The sequence below is a fragment of the Thermincola ferriacetica genome (assembly GCF_001263415.1).
GTDB classification, from domain to species: Bacteria; Bacillota; Thermincolia; order Thermincolales; family Thermincolaceae; genus Thermincola; species Thermincola ferriacetica.
Map to the genome: position 1 here is coordinate 21,146 of NZ_LGTE01000018.1, position 20,644 is coordinate 41,789.

The 20,644-nt window shown below is 46.5% G+C and carries 20 protein-coding genes and 1 tRNA gene; 20 read left to right on the forward strand and 1 reads right to left on the reverse strand.

Annotated features, from left to right (window positions below; translation table 11 throughout):
- Positions 1–23: 23 nt before the first annotated feature.
- The 13 genes from Tfer_RS11240 (at position 24) to Tfer_RS11300 (ending at position 11,462) form a co-directional block, all read left to right on the forward strand.
- Complete coding sequence (locus Tfer_RS11240) at positions 24–1,112, forward strand: hydrogenase small subunit (RefSeq protein WP_083436915.1); 1,089 nt, start codon at positions 24–26, stop codon at positions 1,110–1,112.
- Positions 1,112–2,659, forward strand: coding sequence for a nickel-dependent hydrogenase large subunit (locus tag Tfer_RS11245; protein WP_052218494.1), 1,548 nt, complete (start codon positions 1,112–1,114; stop codon positions 2,657–2,659). The genes Tfer_RS11240 and Tfer_RS11245 overlap by 1 nt, the downstream gene beginning before the upstream one ends.
- An 18-nt stretch (positions 2,660–2,677) precedes the next feature.
- A complete protein-coding gene (locus Tfer_RS11250) occupies positions 2,678–3,145 on the forward strand; it encodes a HyaD/HybD family hydrogenase maturation endopeptidase (RefSeq protein ID WP_052218495.1) in 468 nt (155 codons plus the stop codon).
- A 37-nt stretch (positions 3,146–3,182) separates the two neighbouring features.
- Positions 3,183–4,076 (forward strand): 4Fe-4S dicluster domain-containing protein, encoded by an 894-nt coding sequence (locus Tfer_RS11255; protein ID WP_052218496.1) that lies wholly within the window; start codon positions 3,183–3,185, stop codon positions 4,074–4,076.
- Positions 4,069–4,980 carry an NrfD/PsrC family molybdoenzyme membrane anchor subunit gene (gene nrfD, locus Tfer_RS11260; protein WP_052218497.1) on the forward strand — a complete coding sequence of 304 codons (912 nt, stop codon included), beginning with the start codon at positions 4,069–4,071 and terminating at the stop codon, positions 4,978–4,980. Before Tfer_RS11255 ends, nrfD (Tfer_RS11260) begins: the two co-directional genes overlap by 8 nt.
- A gap of 130 nt (positions 4,981–5,110) precedes the next feature.
- Positions 5,111–5,524 carry a twin-arginine translocation signal domain-containing protein gene (locus tag Tfer_RS16075; RefSeq protein ID WP_160315559.1) on the forward strand — a complete coding sequence of 138 codons (414 nt, stop codon included), beginning with the start codon at positions 5,111–5,113 and terminating at the stop codon, positions 5,522–5,524.
- On the forward strand, positions 5,524–5,877 hold the full coding sequence (gene nrfD, locus Tfer_RS11270) for an NrfD/PsrC family molybdoenzyme membrane anchor subunit (RefSeq protein ID WP_052218498.1): 354 nt from the start codon (positions 5,524–5,526) through the stop codon (positions 5,875–5,877). The genes Tfer_RS16075 and nrfD (Tfer_RS11270) overlap by 1 nt, the downstream gene beginning before the upstream one ends.
- A 109-nt stretch (positions 5,878–5,986) precedes the next feature.
- Positions 5,987–6,787, forward strand: a complete 801-nt coding sequence (locus Tfer_RS11275) for a formate dehydrogenase accessory protein FdhE (protein WP_160315560.1) — start codon at positions 5,987–5,989, stop codon at positions 6,785–6,787.
- 331 nt (positions 6,788–7,118) lie between these two features.
- Positions 7,119–7,403, forward strand: a complete 285-nt coding sequence (gene groES / locus Tfer_RS11280) for a co-chaperone GroES (RefSeq protein WP_013119662.1) — start codon at positions 7,119–7,121, stop codon at positions 7,401–7,403.
- A gap of 24 nt (positions 7,404–7,427) precedes the next feature.
- Positions 7,428–9,050, forward strand: a complete 1,623-nt coding sequence (gene groL, locus Tfer_RS11285; RefSeq protein ID WP_013119663.1) for a chaperonin GroEL — start codon at positions 7,428–7,430, stop codon at positions 9,048–9,050.
- Positions 9,051–9,278: 228 nt separating this feature from the next.
- Positions 9,279–10,190 (forward strand): cysteine synthase A, encoded by a 912-nt coding sequence (cysK, locus tag Tfer_RS11290; RefSeq protein WP_052218500.1) that lies wholly within the window; start codon positions 9,279–9,281, stop codon positions 10,188–10,190.
- A gap of 229 nt (positions 10,191–10,419) precedes the next feature.
- On the forward strand, positions 10,420–11,304 hold the full coding sequence (locus Tfer_RS11295) for an HD-GYP domain-containing protein (RefSeq protein WP_052218501.1): 885 nt from the start codon (positions 10,420–10,422) through the stop codon (positions 11,302–11,304).
- A gap of 83 nt (positions 11,305–11,387) precedes the next feature.
- Positions 11,388–11,462, forward strand: a tRNA-Thr gene (locus Tfer_RS11300).
- A gap of 299 nt (positions 11,463–11,761) precedes the next feature.
- Here Tfer_RS11300 and Tfer_RS11305 read toward each other — a convergent pair.
- Entirely contained in the window at positions 11,762–12,142 is a 381-nt protein-coding gene (locus tag Tfer_RS11305; protein ID WP_052218502.1) for a hypothetical protein, read from the reverse strand.
- Positions 12,143–12,397: 255 nt separating this feature from the next.
- Here Tfer_RS11305 and Tfer_RS11310 point away from each other — a divergent pair, with 255 nt between their 5' ends.
- The 7 genes from Tfer_RS11310 to Tfer_RS11340 all read left to right on the forward strand — a co-directional run bounded on the left by Tfer_RS11310 (position 12,398) and on the right by Tfer_RS11340 (position 20,589).
- Positions 12,398–14,023: an S-layer homology domain-containing protein gene (locus Tfer_RS11310; RefSeq protein WP_052218503.1), complete on the forward strand. Its 1,626-nt coding sequence runs from the start codon at positions 12,398–12,400 to the stop codon at positions 14,021–14,023.
- 107 nt (positions 14,024–14,130) lie between these two features.
- Positions 14,131–14,790, forward strand: coding sequence for an HD domain-containing protein (locus Tfer_RS11315; protein ID WP_013119668.1), 660 nt, complete (start codon positions 14,131–14,133; stop codon positions 14,788–14,790).
- Positions 14,787–15,329 (forward strand): methylated-DNA--[protein]-cysteine S-methyltransferase, encoded by a 543-nt coding sequence (locus tag Tfer_RS11320; RefSeq protein WP_052218504.1) that lies wholly within the window; start codon positions 14,787–14,789, stop codon positions 15,327–15,329. The genes Tfer_RS11315 and Tfer_RS11320 overlap by 4 nt, the downstream gene beginning before the upstream one ends.
- Positions 15,330–15,476: 147 nt before the next feature.
- A complete protein-coding gene (locus Tfer_RS11325; protein WP_052218505.1) occupies positions 15,477–16,175 on the forward strand; it encodes a hypothetical protein in 699 nt (232 codons plus the stop codon).
- A gap of 100 nt (positions 16,176–16,275) precedes the next feature.
- Complete coding sequence (locus Tfer_RS11330) at positions 16,276–17,211, forward strand: AAA family ATPase (protein WP_052218506.1); 936 nt, start codon at positions 16,276–16,278, stop codon at positions 17,209–17,211.
- A gap of 17 nt (positions 17,212–17,228) precedes the next feature.
- Positions 17,229–18,464, forward strand: coding sequence for a DUF58 domain-containing protein (locus Tfer_RS11335; RefSeq protein ID WP_052218507.1), 1,236 nt, complete (start codon positions 17,229–17,231; stop codon positions 18,462–18,464).
- Positions 18,451–20,589 (forward strand): transglutaminase TgpA family protein, encoded by a 2,139-nt coding sequence (locus tag Tfer_RS11340; RefSeq protein WP_052218508.1) that lies wholly within the window; start codon positions 18,451–18,453, stop codon positions 20,587–20,589. The genes Tfer_RS11335 and Tfer_RS11340 overlap by 14 nt, the downstream gene beginning before the upstream one ends.
- Positions 20,590–20,644 lie beyond the last annotated feature (55 nt).

The following is a 20,644-nucleotide window of genomic DNA, read 5'->3' on the forward strand; positions in this document are numbered from 1 at the left end:
TTTGAGGGGGGTGTACATATCTAATGATTGACCTTGCAAGAGCTTTGCGGAAGGATATTTCCAGACGGTCCTTCATCAAGTACAGTGCAACTTTGGCGGCAATGTTAGGCCTTTCTGATGCCTTTGTCCCCAAAATTGCCGCAGCAGTGGAAGGAATGGCCAACGGAAAGCAGCCTGTTATCTGGCTGCATGGCGCCGAATGTACCGGGTGCACGGTATCCTTTGCCAATTCCCATCACCCGGGAGTGGCCGAATTGGTTTTGGACACTCTGTCCTTGCAGTATCATGAAACTCTAATGGCAGCCAGCGGTCACGTGGCAGAAAAGGCGCTGGAAGAGGCCATGACCAGATTCAAAGGAAAGTATATTCTGGTTGTGGAAGGAGCTATTCCGGTTAAAGATGACGGTATTTACTGCCGGATCGGGGGCAAAACCTTCAAATCCAAGGTGGAAGAAGCAGCAACCAATGCCGCTTATGTGGTGGCAGTGGGTACATGTGCATCATTTGGCGGTATTCCTGCCGCTGATCCGAACCCGACGCAGTGCAAAGGCGTAGCAGATGTCATTGGCGGGACAGTGGTCAATATTCCCGGTTGCCCGGCCCATCCCGACTGGATTGTTGGCACTATAGTGAGCATCCTGCTGTTTAACAAAGTTCCTGAATTAGATAAACACGGCCGGCCAATGCCTTTCTTTGGCAAGCAGATTCATGAAAACTGCCCGCGCAGAGGTGGGTACGAACAGGGCAGGTTTATCAAGAAGTTCGGGGAGGAGCTGCCTAACATTGAGGGCTGTATGGGTGCCAAGGGGTGCCGTGGGCCAATAACCTATGCCGATTGTCCGCACAGGCTCTGGAACGCCGGAACCAACTTCTGTATAGCAGCCAGCGCTCCATGCGCCGGTTGTGTTGAACCGTCCTTCCCCAAACTGCCGCTTTATGAACCCATTGAAGAAGTGGCGAAGTTTATCGAGGAATCGGAAGCTTCACAGGATCAGGGCAGTATCAGCACCTTTGCAGCCAGCCTGGGAGGAGCTGTGGCCGGCGCTGCTGCTGGAGCGGGAGCAGTTTATTTCGCCGGTGAAAAAGCCAGAGAGAAAGAGGGTGTTGAATAGTGGCTCAAAAAATTGTTGTTGATCCGATTACGAGGATAGAAGGGCACCTGGCCATTGAAGTCGAGGTCGAGGGTGGTGTTGTAAAGGACGCCAAATGTAAAGGTACTCTTTTCCGCGGGCTCGAGATAATCTGCCAGGGTAAAGATCCCAGGGACGCCGCTGTTTTAACGTCCAGAAGCTGCGGCGTTTGCCCTGCCGAACATGCCCATGCTTCTGTGCAGCAACTGGATATGGCTTTCGGGGCGGAAGTGCCTGATAACGGAAGGATTATCCGCAATTTGGTAGCCGGTTCTAATTTTATAGCTTCCCACATTCTGCATTTTTATCATCTGACCGCATTGGACTACCTCGATATTATGGCTATAGCCCAATATAACGGCGCAGACCCTGCCTTATTAAAAGTCAGGGACAAAGTGGTTGCCCTGGTAAAGGCGGGAGATACGGCGCCGTTTACCCCGCGTTACAATCCGGATCAGTTTTCTGTAGCCGATCCTACGGTGGTTACCACGGCAGTCCACCATTACATTCAGGCGCTGGAAATGAGGAAAAAGGCCCAGGAAATGCTGGCGATTTTTGGTGGCAAGATGCCCCACCATGTTACCTATGTGGCGGGCGGTGTGACTATCCAGCCAACGCCGGACAGGATAGCTGCGTTCCGGAGCAGACTGCTGGAACTCATTGATTTTATTAATAATGTATACCTGAAGGATGTTCTTTACTTCGGAACAGGGCCTCTCAAGCCGCTGCATGATATGAAGGTGGGCGCAGGTTGCGGCAATTTCCTGTCTTACGGTAACTTTGACCTTGGCAAGTCCGGCGACTTTAACAACAGATTCCTTAAAGCCGGTGCTATCTTTAACGGTGATCTGACCAAAGTTAATCCGCTTGATCCAGACAAGATTCATGAAGAAGTCAAATACTCCTGGTATGAAAACACTACTACAGGCAAACACCCCTATGAAGGCGAGACAAAACCCGATGCAAAGAAAGAAGGGGCTTATTCGTGGCTAAAGGCTCCCCGTTATGACGGAAAACCCATGGAAGTTGGCCCATTAGCCAGACAATTAGTTACCCAGGAGAAAGGCTTCATGGACCTGGTAAATAAACTGGGAGCATGGCCTTCCGCTGTGGCGCGGCACGCTGCCCGGGCCTGGGAATGCAAGCTTATAGCTGAGGCAATGCTCAAATGGGTTGGCGAACTGAAACCCGGTGAGCCCGTATGCAACGAGAAGCCTGTTCCCGAAAAAGGCCGGGGCATGGGTCTGGTAGAAGCCGCGCGTGGGGCTCTCGGCCATTTCGGAGTGATTGAAAATTATAAGATCAGGAATTACCAAATGGTAGTCCCCACTACCTGGAACTGTTCTCCTGCAGATGACGAAGGTGTAAAGGGGCCTGTTGAACAGGCATTGATCGGCGCTCCTGTTCCTGATCCCGAAAATCCTATCAACCTGGTGCGGATTGTACGGTCCTTTGACCCGTGCGTTGCATGTGCGGTACATCTGATTCACCCGGATACCAACGAAATTAAAAAGTTCAGGGTAGTTTAGGGAAGGCCGGGTGATAGCATGGCCACCGCTGACAAAAAGATTCTGGTCCTGGGTGTGGGGAACATTCTTTTAAAAGACGAGGGGGTAGGCGTCCACAGTCTGAAAGAACTGGAAAGTTATAACCTGCCTTCCAATGTACGGCTTCATGACGGCTGGGTAGCGGGCATTGATCTACTTGAAGTCATCCAGGAAGCCGATAAATTGATTGTCATTGATGCCGTAGATGCCCAGGCGGAGCCGGGTGCAATCTTTAGATTTGCGCCTCATCAGGTTGAAACAATGGTGAAAAAGCACAACACCTCCCTGCACCAGATAGATCTCTTCGAAACTTTGAAAATAGCTAAGTTTCTGGACAAATGCCCGGAGACAGTGGTCATCGGAATTCAACCCAAACTCATTGACTGGGGCCTGGAATTGACCCCTGAGATTCGGGCCGTTTTGCCCAGAGTGGCGGAGATTGTCTGTCAGGAAATAGAGATGTCATGAAAAGATACTGAGCAGAAGAAGGGAGTGAGGGATCACAATGGGAGTCAGTCGCCGTACTTTTCTGAAACTATCCGGCCTAACTGCTGCCGGTTCCCTGGTGAGCGGCCTGGCCACAGGTATTGCCTCGGCCACAACGGTCGAATACACAGCAATTCCCGGCGTAGACAGTAAAACCTTGTTCATCGATGTGACCCGGTGTATTGGCTGTGCCAGTTGTGTAACGGCCTGTAAAAAGCAAAATAACCTGCCCGCCCCTTACAAGAATTCCAAGTACACCAACGGGGACAACTGGACGGCTGTTAAATTTTATAAGAAAGAAGACAAGGACGATGGCGGCCTGTACAAGGTCAAGATGCAATGTATGCACTGCAATGAGCCCTCCTGTGTGGCAGTATGCCCCACCGGCGCTGCCTTTAAGCGAGAGGACGGGATCGTATTAATAGACGGAGATGTCTGCATTGCCTGTAGAAACTGTGTAGTGGCCTGCCCTTATGCTATACCGGGAGAAAATAAAGAATCCGGGGTAGTGGAAAAGTGTACCTTTTGCAAGGAACGTATGGCGGAAGGCAAACCTACAGCCTGTGCAGAGGCATGCCCTACGGGGGCAGTGCAGTTCGGCGAAAGAGAAGAACTGCTCATAAAGGCGAACGAAAGACTGGGCCAACTGAAAAAACAGGGTTACACAAATGCCAATATCTATGGGAATAAAGAGCTTGGCGGCCTGAAGGTTATTTATCTCCTGCCTGGCAATCCCCTGAAAATGGGTTTCATGGAAAACCCCAAAGTTGCAACAGGCGATGTGCTACTGAAATGGGCAATGGGTTTGGTTACGGCGGGAGCAGTGATTGCCGGGCCGCTGCGCAAGGTTTTCGGGGAGGACGATAAATCCGTGAATATTAACCGAGAACAGGGGGTGCAAACAGGTGAGTAGAGAATTGGTTTGGGGGTTACCCGTAGCGCTGTACCTGTTTGTCGGCGGCATGTCGGCGGCAGCATTTTATGTAGGTGTTTTTGCTGACCTGTTCAGTAGGGGCAAACTGAGGGACATAGCCCGCCTGAGCTCTTATGTGGTACTCATTCCCACTGTTATCGGGCTCTTGATGCTGGTTATCGATCTGGGCCAACCCTTGAGGTTCTGGCATCTGATGTTCCAGTTCAATCCCACGACCCGCATTGTTTTTGAACCGGGTTCGGTTATGTCCTGGGGCGTCTGGATTCTGGTGATTTTCTCCTGCCTGTGCGGAGTGGCTTATCCGCTGTTTTGGCTGGCTGAAGAAAAATTTGCCCGGAACCTGCCTGTTTTGCCTGCATTGGCCGGCAGAGAAAAACTGAGAAAAACCTTGGGCGTTCTGGGTCTGCCCTTTGCTATGGGGGTAGGCGCATATACCGGGGTGCTGCTGTCAGCCACCTCTGTACCGGTCTGGGCGACTACGCCGATTTTGCCGGTGTTGTTTACGGTTTCAGCTACTTCTACCGGTTTGGCCGCCATTCTGGTAATGATGGTGTTAACAAAACATGATGACCACGATGCCATGGGGAAGATTGAAAAAGGAGATAATGCGTTAATCCTTATTGAAATAGCAGTGGTGATGGTGCTGGTTATTGCCTTGTTCCTGGCTGCGCCATGGACCGATGCGCTGCAAAACCTGTTGGTAGGCAAGTATGCTGTGTTCTTCTGGATTGGGTTTATTTTCACAGGGTTGATTCTGCCCCTCTTTATCCAACGGTACAGCTTGAAGAAACCTCATGCCGGGACAGGGCTTGTACTGGCCGGGGCACTTCTGGTCCTGTTCGGCGGCTTCTTCCTGCGTTATATCATGTTGCTGGCAGTTTAGCAGAACTATTGGCCGCCTTCTGGCAGCCGGGATAATGAAAGAAACAGTGATAAAACAGGGGGTTACCCCGGCTGCCTTTTTTTTAGTTTCACCTAACAAAGTTTTAAAATTCAGAAGGGAGGAACGGCAAATGGAAATATCCAGAAGAGGTTTTCTGAAACTGACAGGAGCATCAACGTTGACCGTAATTCTGGGGGACCTGGGATTTGACCTCTCTTCGGTCCAGGCGCAGGTGAAAAATTTAAAGATCAAATCCGCCCAGGCGACACCCACTATCTGTCCTTACTGCAGTGTGGGGTGCGGGATACTGACATATGCTGAAAACGGCAGGCTGATTAATACGGAAGGGGATCCTGACCATCCCATCAACCAGGGCGCCTTGTGCAGCAAGGGCGCTGCCGTGTACCAGGTGCATGACAATGAAAAAAGGGTGAAAAAACCCCTGTACAGGGCCCCCGGCAGTGATAAATGGGAAGAAAAGGACTGGGATTGGGTCCTGGATAAAATCGCTGTTCCGCCACATCTACAGGTATGGCGGCCTTGATGCTGGTATATGTCTGGAAGGAAGGAGACAGCGATGTCATCAAAAAGCTGGCTAAGGCAGATCTGATAGTAATTATATTCGAGGTAATCGTGTTAATCATGCTTCTGGCGTCGCTGAAATCTAATGCACCACAGGCAGCCTCCGTTATTCTGACCGGTTCCTATGCCATGTTTTTCTGGCTGGGTATGGTGGTGCTGGGTTTGCTGATACCTTTTGCCGTGGAGATTTATGAACTGTTTACGGCCAGGGGGCATGCGGCTTTAAAGATGACGATGCCCACTCTGGCCGGTTTATCAGTCCTGGTTGGTGGCTTCCTGATGAGATATGTGATGCTGTATGCCGGCCAGGTATAATCTGAAATCCGGCTTAGTTCTCTTATTATACATTTCCGTTATACATTTCCGGGGCAGGGACAACCCTGCCCCAACCTTCCCCTTGCACAAAATAAAGGAGTTGAAATCATTGACTGTAGTTAACCTGCCCAGGGAACTGCTTGCATTTTACGAAGAAATGGATAACCTGTTAAACGGTTATACTGCCAAAATACGGCTGCCTGAAATGGAGATAACAGACAGCATTTTAAACCGGCATTATGCTGAGGGGATACCCCTGTTTACCCTTGTTAAACCGGCAATAGATAGAGACCTTTGCAGAGAAATATTCTGGAACGTATGTAAATTGCTTGAAGGGAAGAGACCGCAGGTCGGGAGTCAGGTGAAAACCCTCATAGATGTGGCCGGACATGCCATTGACCGGCTTGTCAACGATTATGTTTCCGGGAATGATAAGGACATTGAGCGGCTGGTTAAGGAAAACCGGCTTAACAGGATGACGGTGAATTTCATGCTTGAATGCACTGCCAGGCCTTTTATGAAGGCTTATGCCCGTTTGGCCGGTCCCTGTACAAAAAATGAAAAATGGCTAAAGAATTACTGTCCTATATGCGGACATAAAGCCAGATATGCCTGGATTAAAGAGGATAATAAAAGGTTTTTACAGTGCAGCCTATGTGACCGTCAATGGTTGTTCAAAAGGCTGGCCTGTCCCAATTGCCTGAACGAAGAACATAGGACACTGAAAACCATATTTATTGAAGAAACACCTGATTATCAGATTCACGCCTGTGAAGAGTGCAAAACATATCTTAAGGTCTTCAGTACTGGTGAGGAAGCCGGTAACACAGGTTTAAAAGATGCTGCAACGGTTTTTCTAGATATCATTGCCCAACAGAATGGGTACGTGAGCAATTATTTTACAAGTTGACCTGCCAAGGTCTTTTTTTCTGTAATACGTATAAAAATGGGGGCGGCAGGAAATTTATATTATTCGGGAGCAAATTCAGTTCCATAAAATAGTTGTTATACCAAGTTAAGTTATCGCAAGAAAATATGTGTTATAACGAGAAATAAAGTGGAAAATAAACATGAAATGGGATTAGAGGAAAATATCTCGAAAAAACAGTTAAAAAACCGGTTTGATTTTGAAATACCTATTTTATATTATTATTAATGTATTAGCACTCACAACGAATGAGTGCTAACAAAATTGGTAATAATATAATAAAAACAATAAATCGCAAGGAGGGGTTAGAGAAATGATTAAACCATTGGGTGACAGAGTGGTAGTCAAACCTTTGGCTGCCGAAGAGAAAACTGCCAGCGGCATTGTTCTACCCGATACTGCCAAGGAAAAACCTCAGCAGGGAGAAGTTATTGCCGTTGGTACCGGTAGGACTCTGGAAAACGGCCAGAAACTTGCCCTGGAAGTTAAAGTTGGGGACAAGGTTATTTACTCCAAGTATGCCGGAACAGAAATCAAGCTGAACAATGAGGAACACCTGATCCTCAACGAGCGCGACATTCTGGCAATCATGGAATAAAAATGATAAAAGGAGGTAAGACAAGTGGCTAAAGAAATTTTATTTCGCGAAGAAGCACGCCGCGCTCTGGAAAGGGGCGTTAATGCTTTAGCTGAAGCTGTTAGAGTAACTCTCGGCCCTAAAGGTAGAAACGTAGTACTGGACAAGAAATTCGGTTCTCCGTTAATTACCAACGACGGTGTAACCATTGCCAGGGAAATTGAATTACCTGATCCCTTCGAAAACATGGGGGCTCAACTGGTTAAGGAAGTAGCCACCAAAACTAACGATGTTGCCGGTGACGGTACCACAACAGCTACCATCCTTGCTCAGGCTATTATCCGTGAAGGATTAAAGAACGTAGCTGCCGGCGCTAACCCGATGATCCTGAAAAAAGGTATCGAGAAGGCCGTTAATGTAACGGTAGAGGAAATCAAGAAAATTGCTAAACCTGTTGAAGATAAACAGGCTATTGCGCAAGTTGCTTCTATTTCCGCAGCTGATGAAGAAATCGGCCAGTTAATCGCTGAAGCAATGGAAAAAGTAGGTAAAGACGGTGTCATCACTGTTGAGGAGTCCAAAGGCCTGAAAACTACTCTTGATGTAGTTGAAGGTATGAACTTCGACAGGGGATACATATCTCCTTATATGATTACTGATACCGATAAAATGGAAGCTGTGCTGAATGACCCGTATATCCTCATTACCGACAAGAAAATCAGCGCTATTGCTGACATTCTGCCGGTTCTGGAGAAGGTTGTTCAGGCAGGCAAGCCACTGTTAATTATTGCTGAAGATGTAGAAGGCGAAGCACTGGCTACCCTGGTTGTTAACAAACTGAGGGGAACTTTCACTTGTGTTGCCGTTAAAGCTCCTGGCTTCGGCGACCGCCGCAAGGCTATGCTGGAGGATATTGCTATTCTGACAGGCGGCCAGGTTGCATCCGAAGAAGTGGGCGTTAAGCTGGACAGCGTAACTATAGACATGCTCGGCCGGGCCCGCCAGGTTAAAGTTAAGAAGGAAGAAACCGTTATCGTTGGCGGTCAGGGCAAGCAGGAAAATATTGAAAAGCGCATTGCCCAGATTAAAACTCTTATCGAAGAAACCACTTCCGATTTTGACCGTGAAAAACTGCAGGAGCGCCTGGCTAAGCTGTCCGGTGGCGTAGCTGTTATCGAAGTAGGCGCTGCTACCGAAACGGAAATGAAAGAGAAGAAGCTGCGCATTGAAGACGCTCTTAACGCTACCAGGGCTGCTGTTGAAGAAGGTATTGTACCCGGTGGTGGAACAGCCTTCATTAGCGTTATTCCTGCATTAGATAAGATTGAAGCTGAAGGCGATGTTAAGACCGGTATTGATATAGTCAAGAAGGCCCTTGAGGAACCGGTTCGTCAGATTGCCAACAATGCCGGTCTGGAAGGTTCCGTCATTGTGGAAAAAGTGAAAGAGCAGCCTGCAGGTGTTGGCTTTAATGCAGCAACTGAGGAGTATGTTGATATGATTGCCGCAGGTATTGTTGACCCGGCTAAAGTAACACGCTCCGCACTGCAAAACGCTGCAAGTATTGCCGCAATGCTGCTGACCACTGAGACCATAGTTGCGGATAAACCTGAGAAAGAAAACAATGCTGCAGGTATGCCTGGCGGCGGCATGCCTCCGATGATGTAAAAGGGAAGTCCGTTACAGCAAAGTGAAAGAGGATAAATTGTTCCCTCGGGGGAAAATTTATCCTCTTTTTTTGCCTTGTTGTTTTTAAACATCCAAACCTGGCCGGTTAAAAAACTTCAGAATGAGTTAAAATTATCTTGACTGGGCGTTAAAGCAAATGGTAAACTAATAACACAAAAGCATAGCGGAATAGTAGGAAATCAAATTGCTCATTTGGAGGGGAATGTCATGAAGGTGGCTAATAGCGTTACTGAGTTAATCGGACGTACACCGCTGGTCAGGCTGAATAAAGTGGCTAAGGGATTGCCCGGGCAGGTGCTGGCCAAGGTGGAATACTTTAATCCCGGCGGCAGTGTGAAAGACCGTATAGGTTATTACATGATTAAGGTTGCTGAGGAACAGGGCTTAATTAATAAAGACACAGTTATTATAGAACCCACCAGTGGCAACACAGGTATTGCTTTGGCCATGGTTGCTGCAGCCAGGGGATACAAACTTATCTTGACCATGCCGGAAACTATGAGTATTGAGCGGAGAAATATTTTAAAAGCTTATGGGGCCGAACTGGTCCTCACCCCGGGGGAAAAAGGCATGCGGGGAGCTGTGGAAAAGGCGGAAGAACTGGCCAGGGAAATTAAAAATTCATTTATACCGCAGCAGTTTGCCAATGCCGCGAACCCTGAAATTCACCGTAAAACAACGGCTCTGGAGGTTTGGGAAGATACTGACGGTAAGGTAGACGTTTTTGTCGGCGGGGTAGGTACCGGGGGTACGGTGACAGGTGTAGGCGAAGTATTAAAAAACAAGAAAAAAGAAGTCAAGGTTGTTGCTGTTGAACCTGCTGATTCGCCTGTCTTATCAGGAGGGAAACCTGGCCCCCATAAAATACAGGGTATAGGAGCGGGCTTTATTCCCGAAGTGTTGAATCTGAAAATAATTGACGAAATTATGCAGATAACTTCTGAACAGGCTTTTTCTATGGCCCGGCGATTGGCCAAGGAAGAGGGCTTATTTGTCGGCATTTCTTCCGGCGCTGCTGCCCATGCCGCGGTGGAAGTGGCCAAACGCAAGGAAATGGAAGGAAAACTGTTAGTAGTGTTGTTACCGGATACAGGGGAAAGATACCTTTCGGCATGGTAAAAAGTTTTTAATAGCAATGGGCAGATTTGCCGCAGCAATGAGGCCGAAATTCCAAGGAATTCGGTCTTTCTTTTTATTACTGCTATTATTTGGTTGATGGACCCCTTGGGTGAACCAAAAGAAGAAAATACCGGAATTTGGATATATTACGGAAATTTAGAAGGAATTAAGGTGATTTTGGGCGAAATAAAGAAAAAATGAGTAAATTTGAAAACGAGGGGCCCAGAAAGTGAAGGATAGTTTAACTTCTGCGGTATCGATGAAAACTAAAGATGTTACTTTCAATATCCTGAAAAAATTGTTTAATCAAATTACCCTGACCGATGAATTGGAAGTGGGGTCTACCCGTAAGGCTGTACGGGAAGTGCTTAAACAGGTGCTGCGGCACCGGAATCTAATGGCCAATTTGACCAGAGTCAGGTCATATGATTCCTATACATTTGACCATTCCGTCAATGTATGCATGCTGTCCCTGTTGATGGGTCTCTACCTTAACTTGAGTAAGAATGAGCTGCATAATCTGGGCATCGGGGCTTTGCTGCATGATATTGGCATGGAGCGGGTTGATAAAAACGTCATATATAAAACAGGCCCTTTATCTCCTGAAGAAATTAGGCAGGTGAGAAAACATCCCTGCTGGGGTTACGAAATGCTCAGCGTTATCGCCGGCTTGCCGGAAGAAGCGGCTGTCGTTGCCCTGCAGCATCACGAGCGGTTAGATGGATCAGGTTATCCTAATTCTATAGGGGGAAAACAAATTCATTATTTTGCCAGGATTGTGGCGGTAGCTGATGTTTTTGACGCGTTGCTGGCCGATCGACCCTTCCGGAATGCTTTTTATCCGCATCAGGCAGTGGACATTATTGTCAAGTACAAGGGACAGTTCGACCCGGAGGTTTTGCATATTTTTCTTGATAAAATTGCTATTTATCCTCTTGGCACGAAGGTGCGGCTTAATTCCGGCGAAATTGGCACAGTGGTGGACATGAACAGGGGCAGCCATACCAGGCCAATAATCCGTCTGGAGCAGACAGGGAACAGCCCGGCGGCTGTCTACAGGGAAATAGACCTGTCAAAGCATGAAGATCTGTATATTGTAAAGGTTATCCGATAACAAATATTTTCTCGGGAACCAGGACAACCCAAGTTGAATTTGTGTGCAGATTGTTGTATAATATACTTCGTGACAATTAATTTGCCGAAGTAGCTCAGCGGTAGAGCAACGCACTCGTAATGCGTAGGTCGTGGGTTCAAATCCCATCTTCGGCTCCACGAGGAAGCATACAACCGCAAGGAATTGCGGTTTTTTGTTTTTTATATGAGAAGATTTTCATAGATAAAAATTACTAATGCATCACAAAGTCTTAAGTATTCTTATTTTTTACCACTAAGAATATCATCAAGCAGCAAGACCGCTTGTGATTCTGCATGTTTCACCAGCTATGGTCAGCAAAATCGCGGACAAGATTTTACCCATAATTACCGAATAAGGAACAGAAAGTATTAATGGCTGATTTGAAGAAGGTCTGCCAGGCTTTGACCCTTGAAGAAGCTGAGATGGTTTTTGAAATTTATTTCACTCTTCTGATTTGGGCTGTTTCCATTTGTAGGACGTCTACTTTGGCTTCAATGCGGTCAAGTGTGGTGATAATGCGGTTGTTGATGTCGGCCTGGACTTCGCGGAAATCGTAAAGAGCCCGAATTTTATCTGTAATCTCAGTCTCGATTTTGGATTCCAGTTTATCCATACGGCCTTCCAGCCTTTGCTGGCCTTCTTCGAGTTTATCCATACGGCCTTCCAGTCTTTGCTGGCCTTCTTCGAGTTTATCCATACGGCCTTCCAGTCTTTGCTGACCTTCTTTTATGTCGGTTACTTCTCTATATACTTTTTCCTGATTAACTTTTAAGTCTTTAATTTCACTCAAAATTAGTTGAAGAATTTTTTCTTCCATTTTGTTACTCCTTTTATCGAAATTTACCTGTCTATTTCATCATATCAACCTATCCAAAAGTTTTCAACTATATCAAGGTTTTTATAGCGAAATTTGTAAGATTGTTCGGACTGTTATGCTTTGACAGTTATGTGCCGGAATCGCAATTATTTAAAAAGTATAAACGAGCGAAAAGAGGAAGGATTTTTGTTCAGTGGGAGATAAATATATACCGGTAACTAGTTGACTAATATGATTAGAGGTGTCAAACAAAACATGAGCAGAGGTATCAGAGTTCTTTTTGTCATTGTATTCTTTTTATCTGCAATGGTATCGATAACGGTTGAAGCATATGCCGGGCCTTCTCCTTATGATGACCCTGTTTTGGCTACATATACAGGACCAAACGGGATTAAAATCATCAGCCACCATCCCAAATGGGTTGATAAGGCCAAACTGAAAAGTGTTTGGGACGAGCTGATGCGGAATACTCATTTCGAGGAAATAAAATACTTCAAACAAGTTGATATTTATCAGGGCGATTACGTGAGCATGTATTACGGAGGGGTTGCCACCCGGACATGGTCTGACGGTAGGCAGGAAAAGTATTTTGCCGATGACGGGCGCATTGCCTATTTTCCCGATCCGCACGACGGCAGTGAAACAGGTATGGCCCATACGCTGGCTCACGAATACGGCCACCATTTTACCCTGTATTACCTTTGGAAAAAAGAAAAGGTAAGCCTGGACGACAGCAGTTGGAAAAAATCCAATTATGCCAGGATCAGAGGTTTAACCTCCTATCCGCAAGTCGGGGTTAATGCAGAACACGAATGGCAGCCTGCGGAAATAGCGGCAGCCGATTATATACAGTTATTCGGCTCGCCAAATGCCCGTAAGATAATTCAATTTAAAGGCCGTTGGACAGGAATGTACAGTACCTATATGTATAACTTCTGTCCGCAGGAAAATATGAATTTGCCATTGGCGGCACAAGTCCCCGGTTTGTACGAATACTGGCTTAAACTGGCGGGTCAGCCGACAGCCAATATCAATCTTCCGCCCACAGCGCCGGTATTAGCCTTAACGAATGTGAAAGAAAGCGGGTTTTTTAGCCGGACCTTGATTTTTCAGTGGAATAGAGGCCTGGACAATAAAAATAACCCAATTTCATACACATTACTTGAGTATGATTCGCCTGATGAAAACCTGGGCTATCCGGTGGCTTTTTCTGTAAATGAAACTAAGGCAGAACGATTGGTTTACGACAGTGAGAATGGCATAAAATATTACAGGGTTTTGGCGGCAGACCCGGAAGGAATGATTGTTTCCTCCAATTTGCTGAAGGTGGATTTGCAGAATCCGCAAGTGCAAAAGGCTCCGCAAGACCTGTTGTTCCGGGATGTTCCGCCGGGGTTCTGGGCGGAGGAGGCTATAGCGGAACTGGTTGGTAAAGGTATTTTAAGGGGATACGCAGACAATACCTTCAAACCTAGCAAAAAAATAACCAGGGCGGAATTTGCCGTCACCCTGTGCAACCTGCTGGGGCTGCAACCGGAGTCTGCAGGCTGGCTGTTTGCCGATACGGTTAATCATTGGGCCAGGGGATACATTGCGGCAGTAAGAGAAGCAGGTTTGATCCAGGGATATGCCGGCAACCTTTTCCGGCCGGATAAACAGATAAGCCGGGCTGAGGCGGCGGTAATTATCAGCAAAGCCTTGAAGCTGACAGACAGTTCTCCCGAGGTGCCGGCTGATGTGGAGCGCCACTGGGCCAGGGAGGCTGTGGCCCGGGTTTTGCAAGCCCACATAATGACGGGCTATCCTGACGGTGCTTTTGGTCCGGATATGAGCCTCAGCAGGGCCGAAACGGCGGCTCTTTTGGTTAAGACAGCGATATAACGGGCGTAGGTATTTACATTGGGTATATCTGTGGGTTTGATTTTGGGATAAATACTGGCTATAATGTTGAAAAAAGCATATGGTGTTTGCTGTGAGGAGGAACCTTTTTGATTACCCTTGAAAATATAAAAAACCACCCGGAAATAGATACTTATTTTCAAAAGACTAACATGTACCTCGGTAAGATGGGCGCTATAGAACACAATTATCAGCATGCTGAAACGGTAGCCCGTAACAGCGCCAAAATACTTAAGGCGTTAGGTTACCCGAAAAGACAGCAGGAGCTGGCCGGTATTGCGGGTTACCTGCATGATGTAGGGAACGTAATCAACCGGTATGATCATGGTAGAACCGGAGGGGTTTTGGCTTTTACTTTTTTATTTAAAATGGGTATGCCGCCGGAAGAAATTGCCGTGGTCGTTTCGGCGATTGGCAATCATGAGGAGAGAAACGGCAGTCCCGTAAGTCCTGTAGGCGCTGCTGTAATGATTGCCGATAAAGCTGATGTACACCGGTCACGGGTTAGGAAAACCGATTTTGCAACTTTTACTACCAGAGACCGGGTAAACTATGCCGTAGATTTATCGGAGCTGAAAGTGGACGGTGTTAACCGGAAAATTATCATGGATTTGAGCATAGATCTGGAGATTTGTTCAGTGATGGAGTATTTTGAAATTTTTCTCACCCGGATGCTTTTATGCCGTAGGGCAGCCAGCCTGTTAAACTGTGAGTTTGAACTTTTTATTAACAAGGCCAGGTTATTATGAGAAACTGTACAGTTAATTGCCAATACGTGATTTTCAACACTCCTCTGGGGTATATGGGCGCTGTCGCCACGGTACAAGGGCTGGCAACCGTGGTTTTGCCACAGGTTAATTCAGAAGGAGTGTGGGCGGCTTTAGCTCGCGAATTTCCTTTTCTTGAAAGGCAAGGAAGTGGTTGGCCGGACACAGGGAACGGTCTGCTGGACAAGTTTGTTGTTTGGGCCGGAGAATATTTTGCCGGCCGGCGTGTTGATTTCAGTTCACTGCCACTGGACCTTTCGTGGGCTACTGATTTTCAGTTGCGAGTATATAGCGCCGCCCGGGAAATACCTTACGGCCAAACGAGAAGTTACAGGGATATAGCCTGCGCCATAGGCAAGCCTAAAGGTTATAGGGCAGTGGGCGGGGCATTAAAAAGAAACAGGCTTCCTTTGGTCATTCCATGCCATCGGGTTATAGCCTGCAACGGTGGGCTGGGAGGTTTTACCGGGGCAAGCCTGGACATTAAAACAGCTTTGTTAACTCTGGAAAGCTCCCGCTGAGATAAGGGGCTGTCGAGAGTAAGTACGGCAAGGGACTTTGGTCCCTTGTTTTCATATTCGGTTTCCATATTGACCGAATTTTTTATTCGGTGATTGGCGCATAAAACCTGGTACCGGAGAATAAAATGCTGGAGGGGGGGAGGTTTTATGAGGAATTTTTTTGCGACTGTCAATTTAAACAGGAGGCGGTTTATTGTTGCTGTCCTTGTTTTTTTCTGCCTGCTTTATCTAAGTTACCGGATTATACCTCACAAACCTGCTCTACCGCCCAGGACTGTAATAGCCAAGGCCTTGAATGACACGGCCCGTGCCGGAAGTTTTATTTACCGCCTGCAGATGAAAACCATCATTAGCGGCAAAGAAGGGGTTTATACCGATATTGAAGGCCGCCGGAAAGGGAAAGACAGGATTTATATCAAAGGCCGGATAACGGAATCTGATATTGAGTTTTACCAGATCGGTAGTACAACTTATACAAAGGACCAGGTTTCCGGCGACTGGATTAAGATCAAGGATAACCAGTTAAACCAGCAGGAGATTTTTGCTGCTGAATTAAATCCATTGGCTAATTTTAGTTACCGGGAAATAGTTGAGGTTACGTATGACGGCATAGTAAAGGACAGGGAGGAAAAGGTTTGGAAATATACCGTCAAGCCTATTGTCGGAGATTCTTATCTGGAAATATTGTGGAAAGACTTTGTTTATGAGTTCTGGATTGACCGGGGCAGTGGTTTGCTTACCAGGGGAGTAGTTACGGCAGTAAGCAAAACCAATCCCCAGGATAAACTTAAAATCGAAGTAAGTTTTGATTACGATACAGCCTTTGAAGTGGAACCGCCTGTGTAGGCTTTTTTTTTGTGCGCTGAAGTTTGGAGGAAATAGACACGAAATGTCGAAACAGTACATTGGTATGGGAGGAATAACTTGCCAGTAAAGGAGTAATATTATGAACAGACTGCAAAGACTTGCTGCTAAACTGATGAAAAACATTGAGCAGGTTATCGTGGGTAAAGAAGATGTTATCCGTTTAATATTAATTACTTTACTTTGTAAAGGGCATATGCTCCTGGAAGATGTCCCCGGCATGGGGAAAACTATGCTGGTCAGAACACTGGCGAAATCTCTTGGCTGTTCCTTTAAGCGGATTCAATTTACGCCAGACCTGCTACCTTCAGATATTTTAGGGGTATCCGTTTATAACCAAAAGACAATGGATTTTGAATTCAGGCCAGGGCCAATTATGGCCCAGATGGTTTTGGCTGATGAAATAAACCGTACGTCGCCCAGAACCCAGGCCAGCTTGTTGGAATGTATGGAGGAAGAACAGATAACAGTTGACGGAATAACCTATGAACTTCCAAAACCCTTCATGATTTTGGCTACCCAGAACCCAATAGAATACGAAGGCACCTACCCGCTACCGGAAGCTCAGTTAGACCGTTTCCTGGTCAGAGCCAGGCTGGGCTATCCAACTTACGAAGAGGAAATGGAAATTCTGGAACGGCTGGAAAAGAAACACCCAATAGCAGCTATTGAACAGGTTTTTGAGTTGGAGGAAATTGCGGAATTGCAGAAAAAGGTGGGCGAAATATATATTGAGGATTCTCTGAAGGATTATATAGTAAAAATAGTGCAAGCCACCCGGGAGCATCCTGACGTTTCTCTGGGAGCAAGCCCAAGAGGTTCGCTGGCCCTGTTGAAATGCTCGAAGGCAATGGCCGGGACTGAAGGGCGCAATTATGTGATTCCGGATGACATAAAAACTTTGGCCGTTCCTACTTTAGCCCATCGGTTGGTTTTAAAACCGGAAGCTCATTTTAAAGGATACACCCAGGAAGATATTATCAGGGATATATTGAATAAAATTCCCGTTTCTCTTTAAAAAGGGGTCGAATTATTATGAAACTGTCCGGTGTAGCCAAAGGCTTGTTATGGTTAATAATGGCATATATATACGCCGGTTTGGTAGGCGGACGTCTACCTTACTTTATTCTTTATGCCAGTATTGGAGTCTTGGCTGTATCCTTGGTCTGGGTAAAAGTTTTGGCCGGGGTAAAGATTAAAGCAACTCTGGATACTAACCGTTCCGAAGTAGGTAAAGTTATATTTATAAAGCTTAAAGTAGAGAATACATCCTTTTTGCCATTGCCCTGGGTTCACTGCAGCATGGAATTGCCCGATGCTTTCGGACCGGAAAACAGGGAGGCATCCTTTGGTTTCCACCTGAAGTCTTATGAAAAAAAGGAATTTCAAATCCCCCTGGAATGCAGTTTGCGCGGTTTTTTCCAATGGGGCAGGATGACAGTACAGGCAGGAGATATTTTTGGCCTTTTTTATAGTTCCAAGGTTATTGAAAACCGGTTGAATTTATTGATAAGACCGCGGGCTGATTTTTTGGGGAAGAGTTGTTTGCGCTGCATTGATGCCAGGGAAGGCGACCGGGTCTGGTCTGTAAGACCTGGCAGGCATGTTTCTGAATTCAGGGGTGTAAGGGCCTACAATCCCGGGGACTCTTTAAACCGGATTCACTGGAAGGCGTCCTTAAAGGCCCAGCGTTTTCTGGTTAAGGAATATGAGCAGAGTATGATGAATGAGATGCTAATCTTTGTGGATCTGGCCTCGCCAAAGCACACTTTTAAAGGCTATGACAATTCCTTTGAACGGGGGCTGCATGTTGCTGCATCTTTGGCTGCTACAGCTATACGGGAGGGCTTAAATGTAGGTATGGTTCTGTGTTCCGACAGCCTGTTGGCTATTCCCCCGAACCGTTCAAAAGGCCATTTAAGCCTGATACTGGATTTTCTAGCCAGAGCCTCCAGGGGAACAGTGCCTAATGCCTTCACCGAAGCTCTAATAAAAGAAGGCTTGTATCATCCTCTCGGGGATATGTTGATTCTCATCACACCTGACCTAGAGGCGGGATTGGTGCAGACATTATCCATGTTTACCGGTAAAGGTTACAAGGTGTTTGTGGCCTTGTTAAAGTTGGAGACTTTTGAGGACGGAGATATCGATATCCAGGCCCGTGACCTGGCTGTGTCCCGAATTCGGCATATGGGTATTCAGGTGTTGTTAGTTGACAAAGACACCAGCTTGCAAATACTGTTTGGAGGGGTGCAACATGCAGCTGGTTAAACATTGGCGAGAATGGCTCCTGATTCCCTTTCTGATTTTCGGTTACATGGAAACCCTCCGGCGAACTACTTTCCTTGCTTTTGGGACTGTTTCTCAGGGTTACGCTTTTTCCATTGTTACAGTCCTGGTTGTGTTTGCCGTCGTATTGGATTTTTACTGCCGTCGCTGGTGGCTGAATGCGTTATACAAGATTATTTCTGTGTCATACATTATTGGAGTGGTATTTTTCAATTATTTTAGCCATAACGGGCCGCCGACGGTAGAGTTATTGAGCTTGCCTCTTATAGATAACGGAGCAGGTAACACTGGCCGACCTGACACGATTTTCTTTTTTATTTTTATTTTTTATGCCATTCTCGTGTATCTTCTCGCTTATTACCTTCTGGAAAGAAAAAGCCTGACGGAGCTGACTGCTGCCAGTGCACTGTTATTGGGTGCGGAAATTGCCTCTGCTAAAGTGGACATTTCTTTTTGGGTGGTAGCCCATATAGTGTCTGTATTGTTGTTAAGGAGCCAGACTTTTTACTTATACCTGATTTCACGCCCTGAGTTTAAAGAAACAGGTAACCAAAGGGCGTTTGCCAGGCGGTGGGTTGCTACCAACTTGGTGATAACCTCGGTAGTTATTGTTTTGGCTTTGCTGGCGCCGTATCATGGGACGGGTCTGGCTGTAAGTTCCAGACCGGTAAAATGGGCTAAAGGAAAAATTATGCAAAAGGCGGTGCAAATTGCCAGACCGGCGATGACTCGACAGAAAACCGTTGAAGGAGACGGTTTTCATAAGTTCTGGGACAGGCTCGAAACCTTTGAATTAAAAGGGACCGTCCGAAGTTCCGATGAGCTGGTGATGTCCGTCAGGTCCCCCAGGCCTTTTTACTGGCGTGGCGAAAGCGCCGATTATTATAACGGCAAGGGCTGGGTAAATTCTTTTAAAATGAAGGAAATTTTCCGCGAATCTGAAAATATGCCAAATCCATACGGCCCCAATGTTCCCACCCAAAGGATAGAGCAGGTGTTTACTCTGGCACCTAAGCTATCATCAACAGTTATTTTCACGGCCAGTCCACCTGAAAAAGTAATGGTCCCGGACAGGTTTTTCTGGATTGACGGGGGTGGTAATTTATACACCAGAGAAATGAAATCCGGCGCTCATTATAAAGTGGTTTCTTATATTCCGGAATTCAGCGAAAAGCAACTGCGTAGGGTAAGGGTTGATTATGACCGGGAGTCGTTAAAAAACTACTTACAGCTCCCCGAAAACCTGCCGGAAAGGGTCAGGGAAAAAACAGTGGAGATCACCAAGGGGTTGTTTTCCCCTTATGACAAGGCCAAGGCCATAGAGAGGTATTTATCTCATAATTTTCCTTATACCCTGGAAGTACAGCCTCCCAAAGAGGGCCGGGATGTGGTGGATTATTTCCTGTTTGACCTGAAAAAAGGGTACTGCACTTATCACTCAACTGCCATGGTTGTGATGCTTAGAACACTGGGTATTCCTGCCCGATGGGTTAAGGGGTTTGCCACCGGAACCTATGATGCACAGACAGGAACTTATATGGTCAGGGAAGGAGATGCCCATGCCTGGGTAGAAGTGTATTTTGGTGAATATGGCTGGGTACCCTTTGAACCCACTCCGTCTTTCAATATGCCGACAGTTCAGAATGAATCGGTTGCCGTAGAGGCGGCCGCCTCGGCGGAAGATGACGGTACACAGGTAGAGAATATGGTGGTTACATTTGAAGAAGGGGTACAGGAGGGTCCCTGGGAACGGATTCTTTTCTTTGCGGGTGGCTTTATAATTGCTCTTATTTTGATCAGGGTAATTTTTTTCTGGAGAGAGTTAAGGCAAAAGATGCAGTTAATGGATGAAGGGCGTGTCAGAGATTATTACCTCGATATGGTATATCTTTTGGCAAGTAAGGGCATTACCCGTTCATATGATCAAACGCCTTATGAATTTGCCGGAAAAGTATGCGAAAGTTTTCCCGATATCCAAAAGGAGGTTATCTTGCTGACTGAGGGGTATTTAAAAGAGCAGTATGGGAATTATAAGACTACTGCGGGACAACACGAGACTTTTAAAAAGGCATGGGATACCATTGTGGCGGTTTTGACAAAGCGATGACAGGCAATGAAATATGGCACAGTACATTGACAGATCCAGAAACATTCTGATATAA

Coding starts and splice junctions, on each gene's coding strand:
- Tfer_RS11255 (WP_052218496.1), top strand. CDS start 3,183: ATGGGAGTCAGTCGCCGTACTTTTCTGAAACTATCCGGCCTAACTGCT.
- Tfer_RS11250 (WP_052218495.1), top strand. CDS start 2,678: ATGGCCACCGCTGACAAAAAGATTCTGGTCCTGGGTGTGGGGAACATT.
- nrfD (WP_052218498.1), top strand. CDS start 5,524: ATGCTGGTATATGTCTGGAAGGAAGGAGACAGCGATGTCATCAAAAAG.
- Tfer_RS11320 (WP_052218504.1), top strand. CDS start 14,787: ATGAGAAACTGTACAGTTAATTGCCAATACGTGATTTTCAACACTCCT.
- Tfer_RS11325 (WP_052218505.1), top strand. CDS start 15,477: ATGAGGAATTTTTTTGCGACTGTCAATTTAAACAGGAGGCGGTTTATT.
- Tfer_RS11340 (WP_052218508.1), top strand. CDS start 18,451: ATGCAGCTGGTTAAACATTGGCGAGAATGGCTCCTGATTCCCTTTCTG.
- Tfer_RS11240 (WP_083436915.1), top strand. CDS start 24: ATGATTGACCTTGCAAGAGCTTTGCGGAAGGATATTTCCAGACGGTCC.
- Tfer_RS16075 (WP_160315559.1), top strand. CDS start 5,111: ATGGAAATATCCAGAAGAGGTTTTCTGAAACTGACAGGAGCATCAACG.
- Tfer_RS11305 (WP_052218502.1), bottom strand. CDS start 12,142: ATGGAAGAAAAAATTCTTCAACTAATTTTGAGTGAAATTAAAGACTTA.
- Tfer_RS11330 (WP_052218506.1), top strand. CDS start 16,276: ATGAACAGACTGCAAAGACTTGCTGCTAAACTGATGAAAAACATTGAG.
- groES (WP_013119662.1), top strand. CDS start 7,119: ATGATTAAACCATTGGGTGACAGAGTGGTAGTCAAACCTTTGGCTGCC.
- Tfer_RS11335 (WP_052218507.1), top strand. CDS start 17,229: ATGAAACTGTCCGGTGTAGCCAAAGGCTTGTTATGGTTAATAATGGCA.
- Tfer_RS11310 (WP_052218503.1), top strand. CDS start 12,398: ATGAGCAGAGGTATCAGAGTTCTTTTTGTCATTGTATTCTTTTTATCT.
- cysK (WP_052218500.1), top strand. CDS start 9,279: ATGAAGGTGGCTAATAGCGTTACTGAGTTAATCGGACGTACACCGCTG.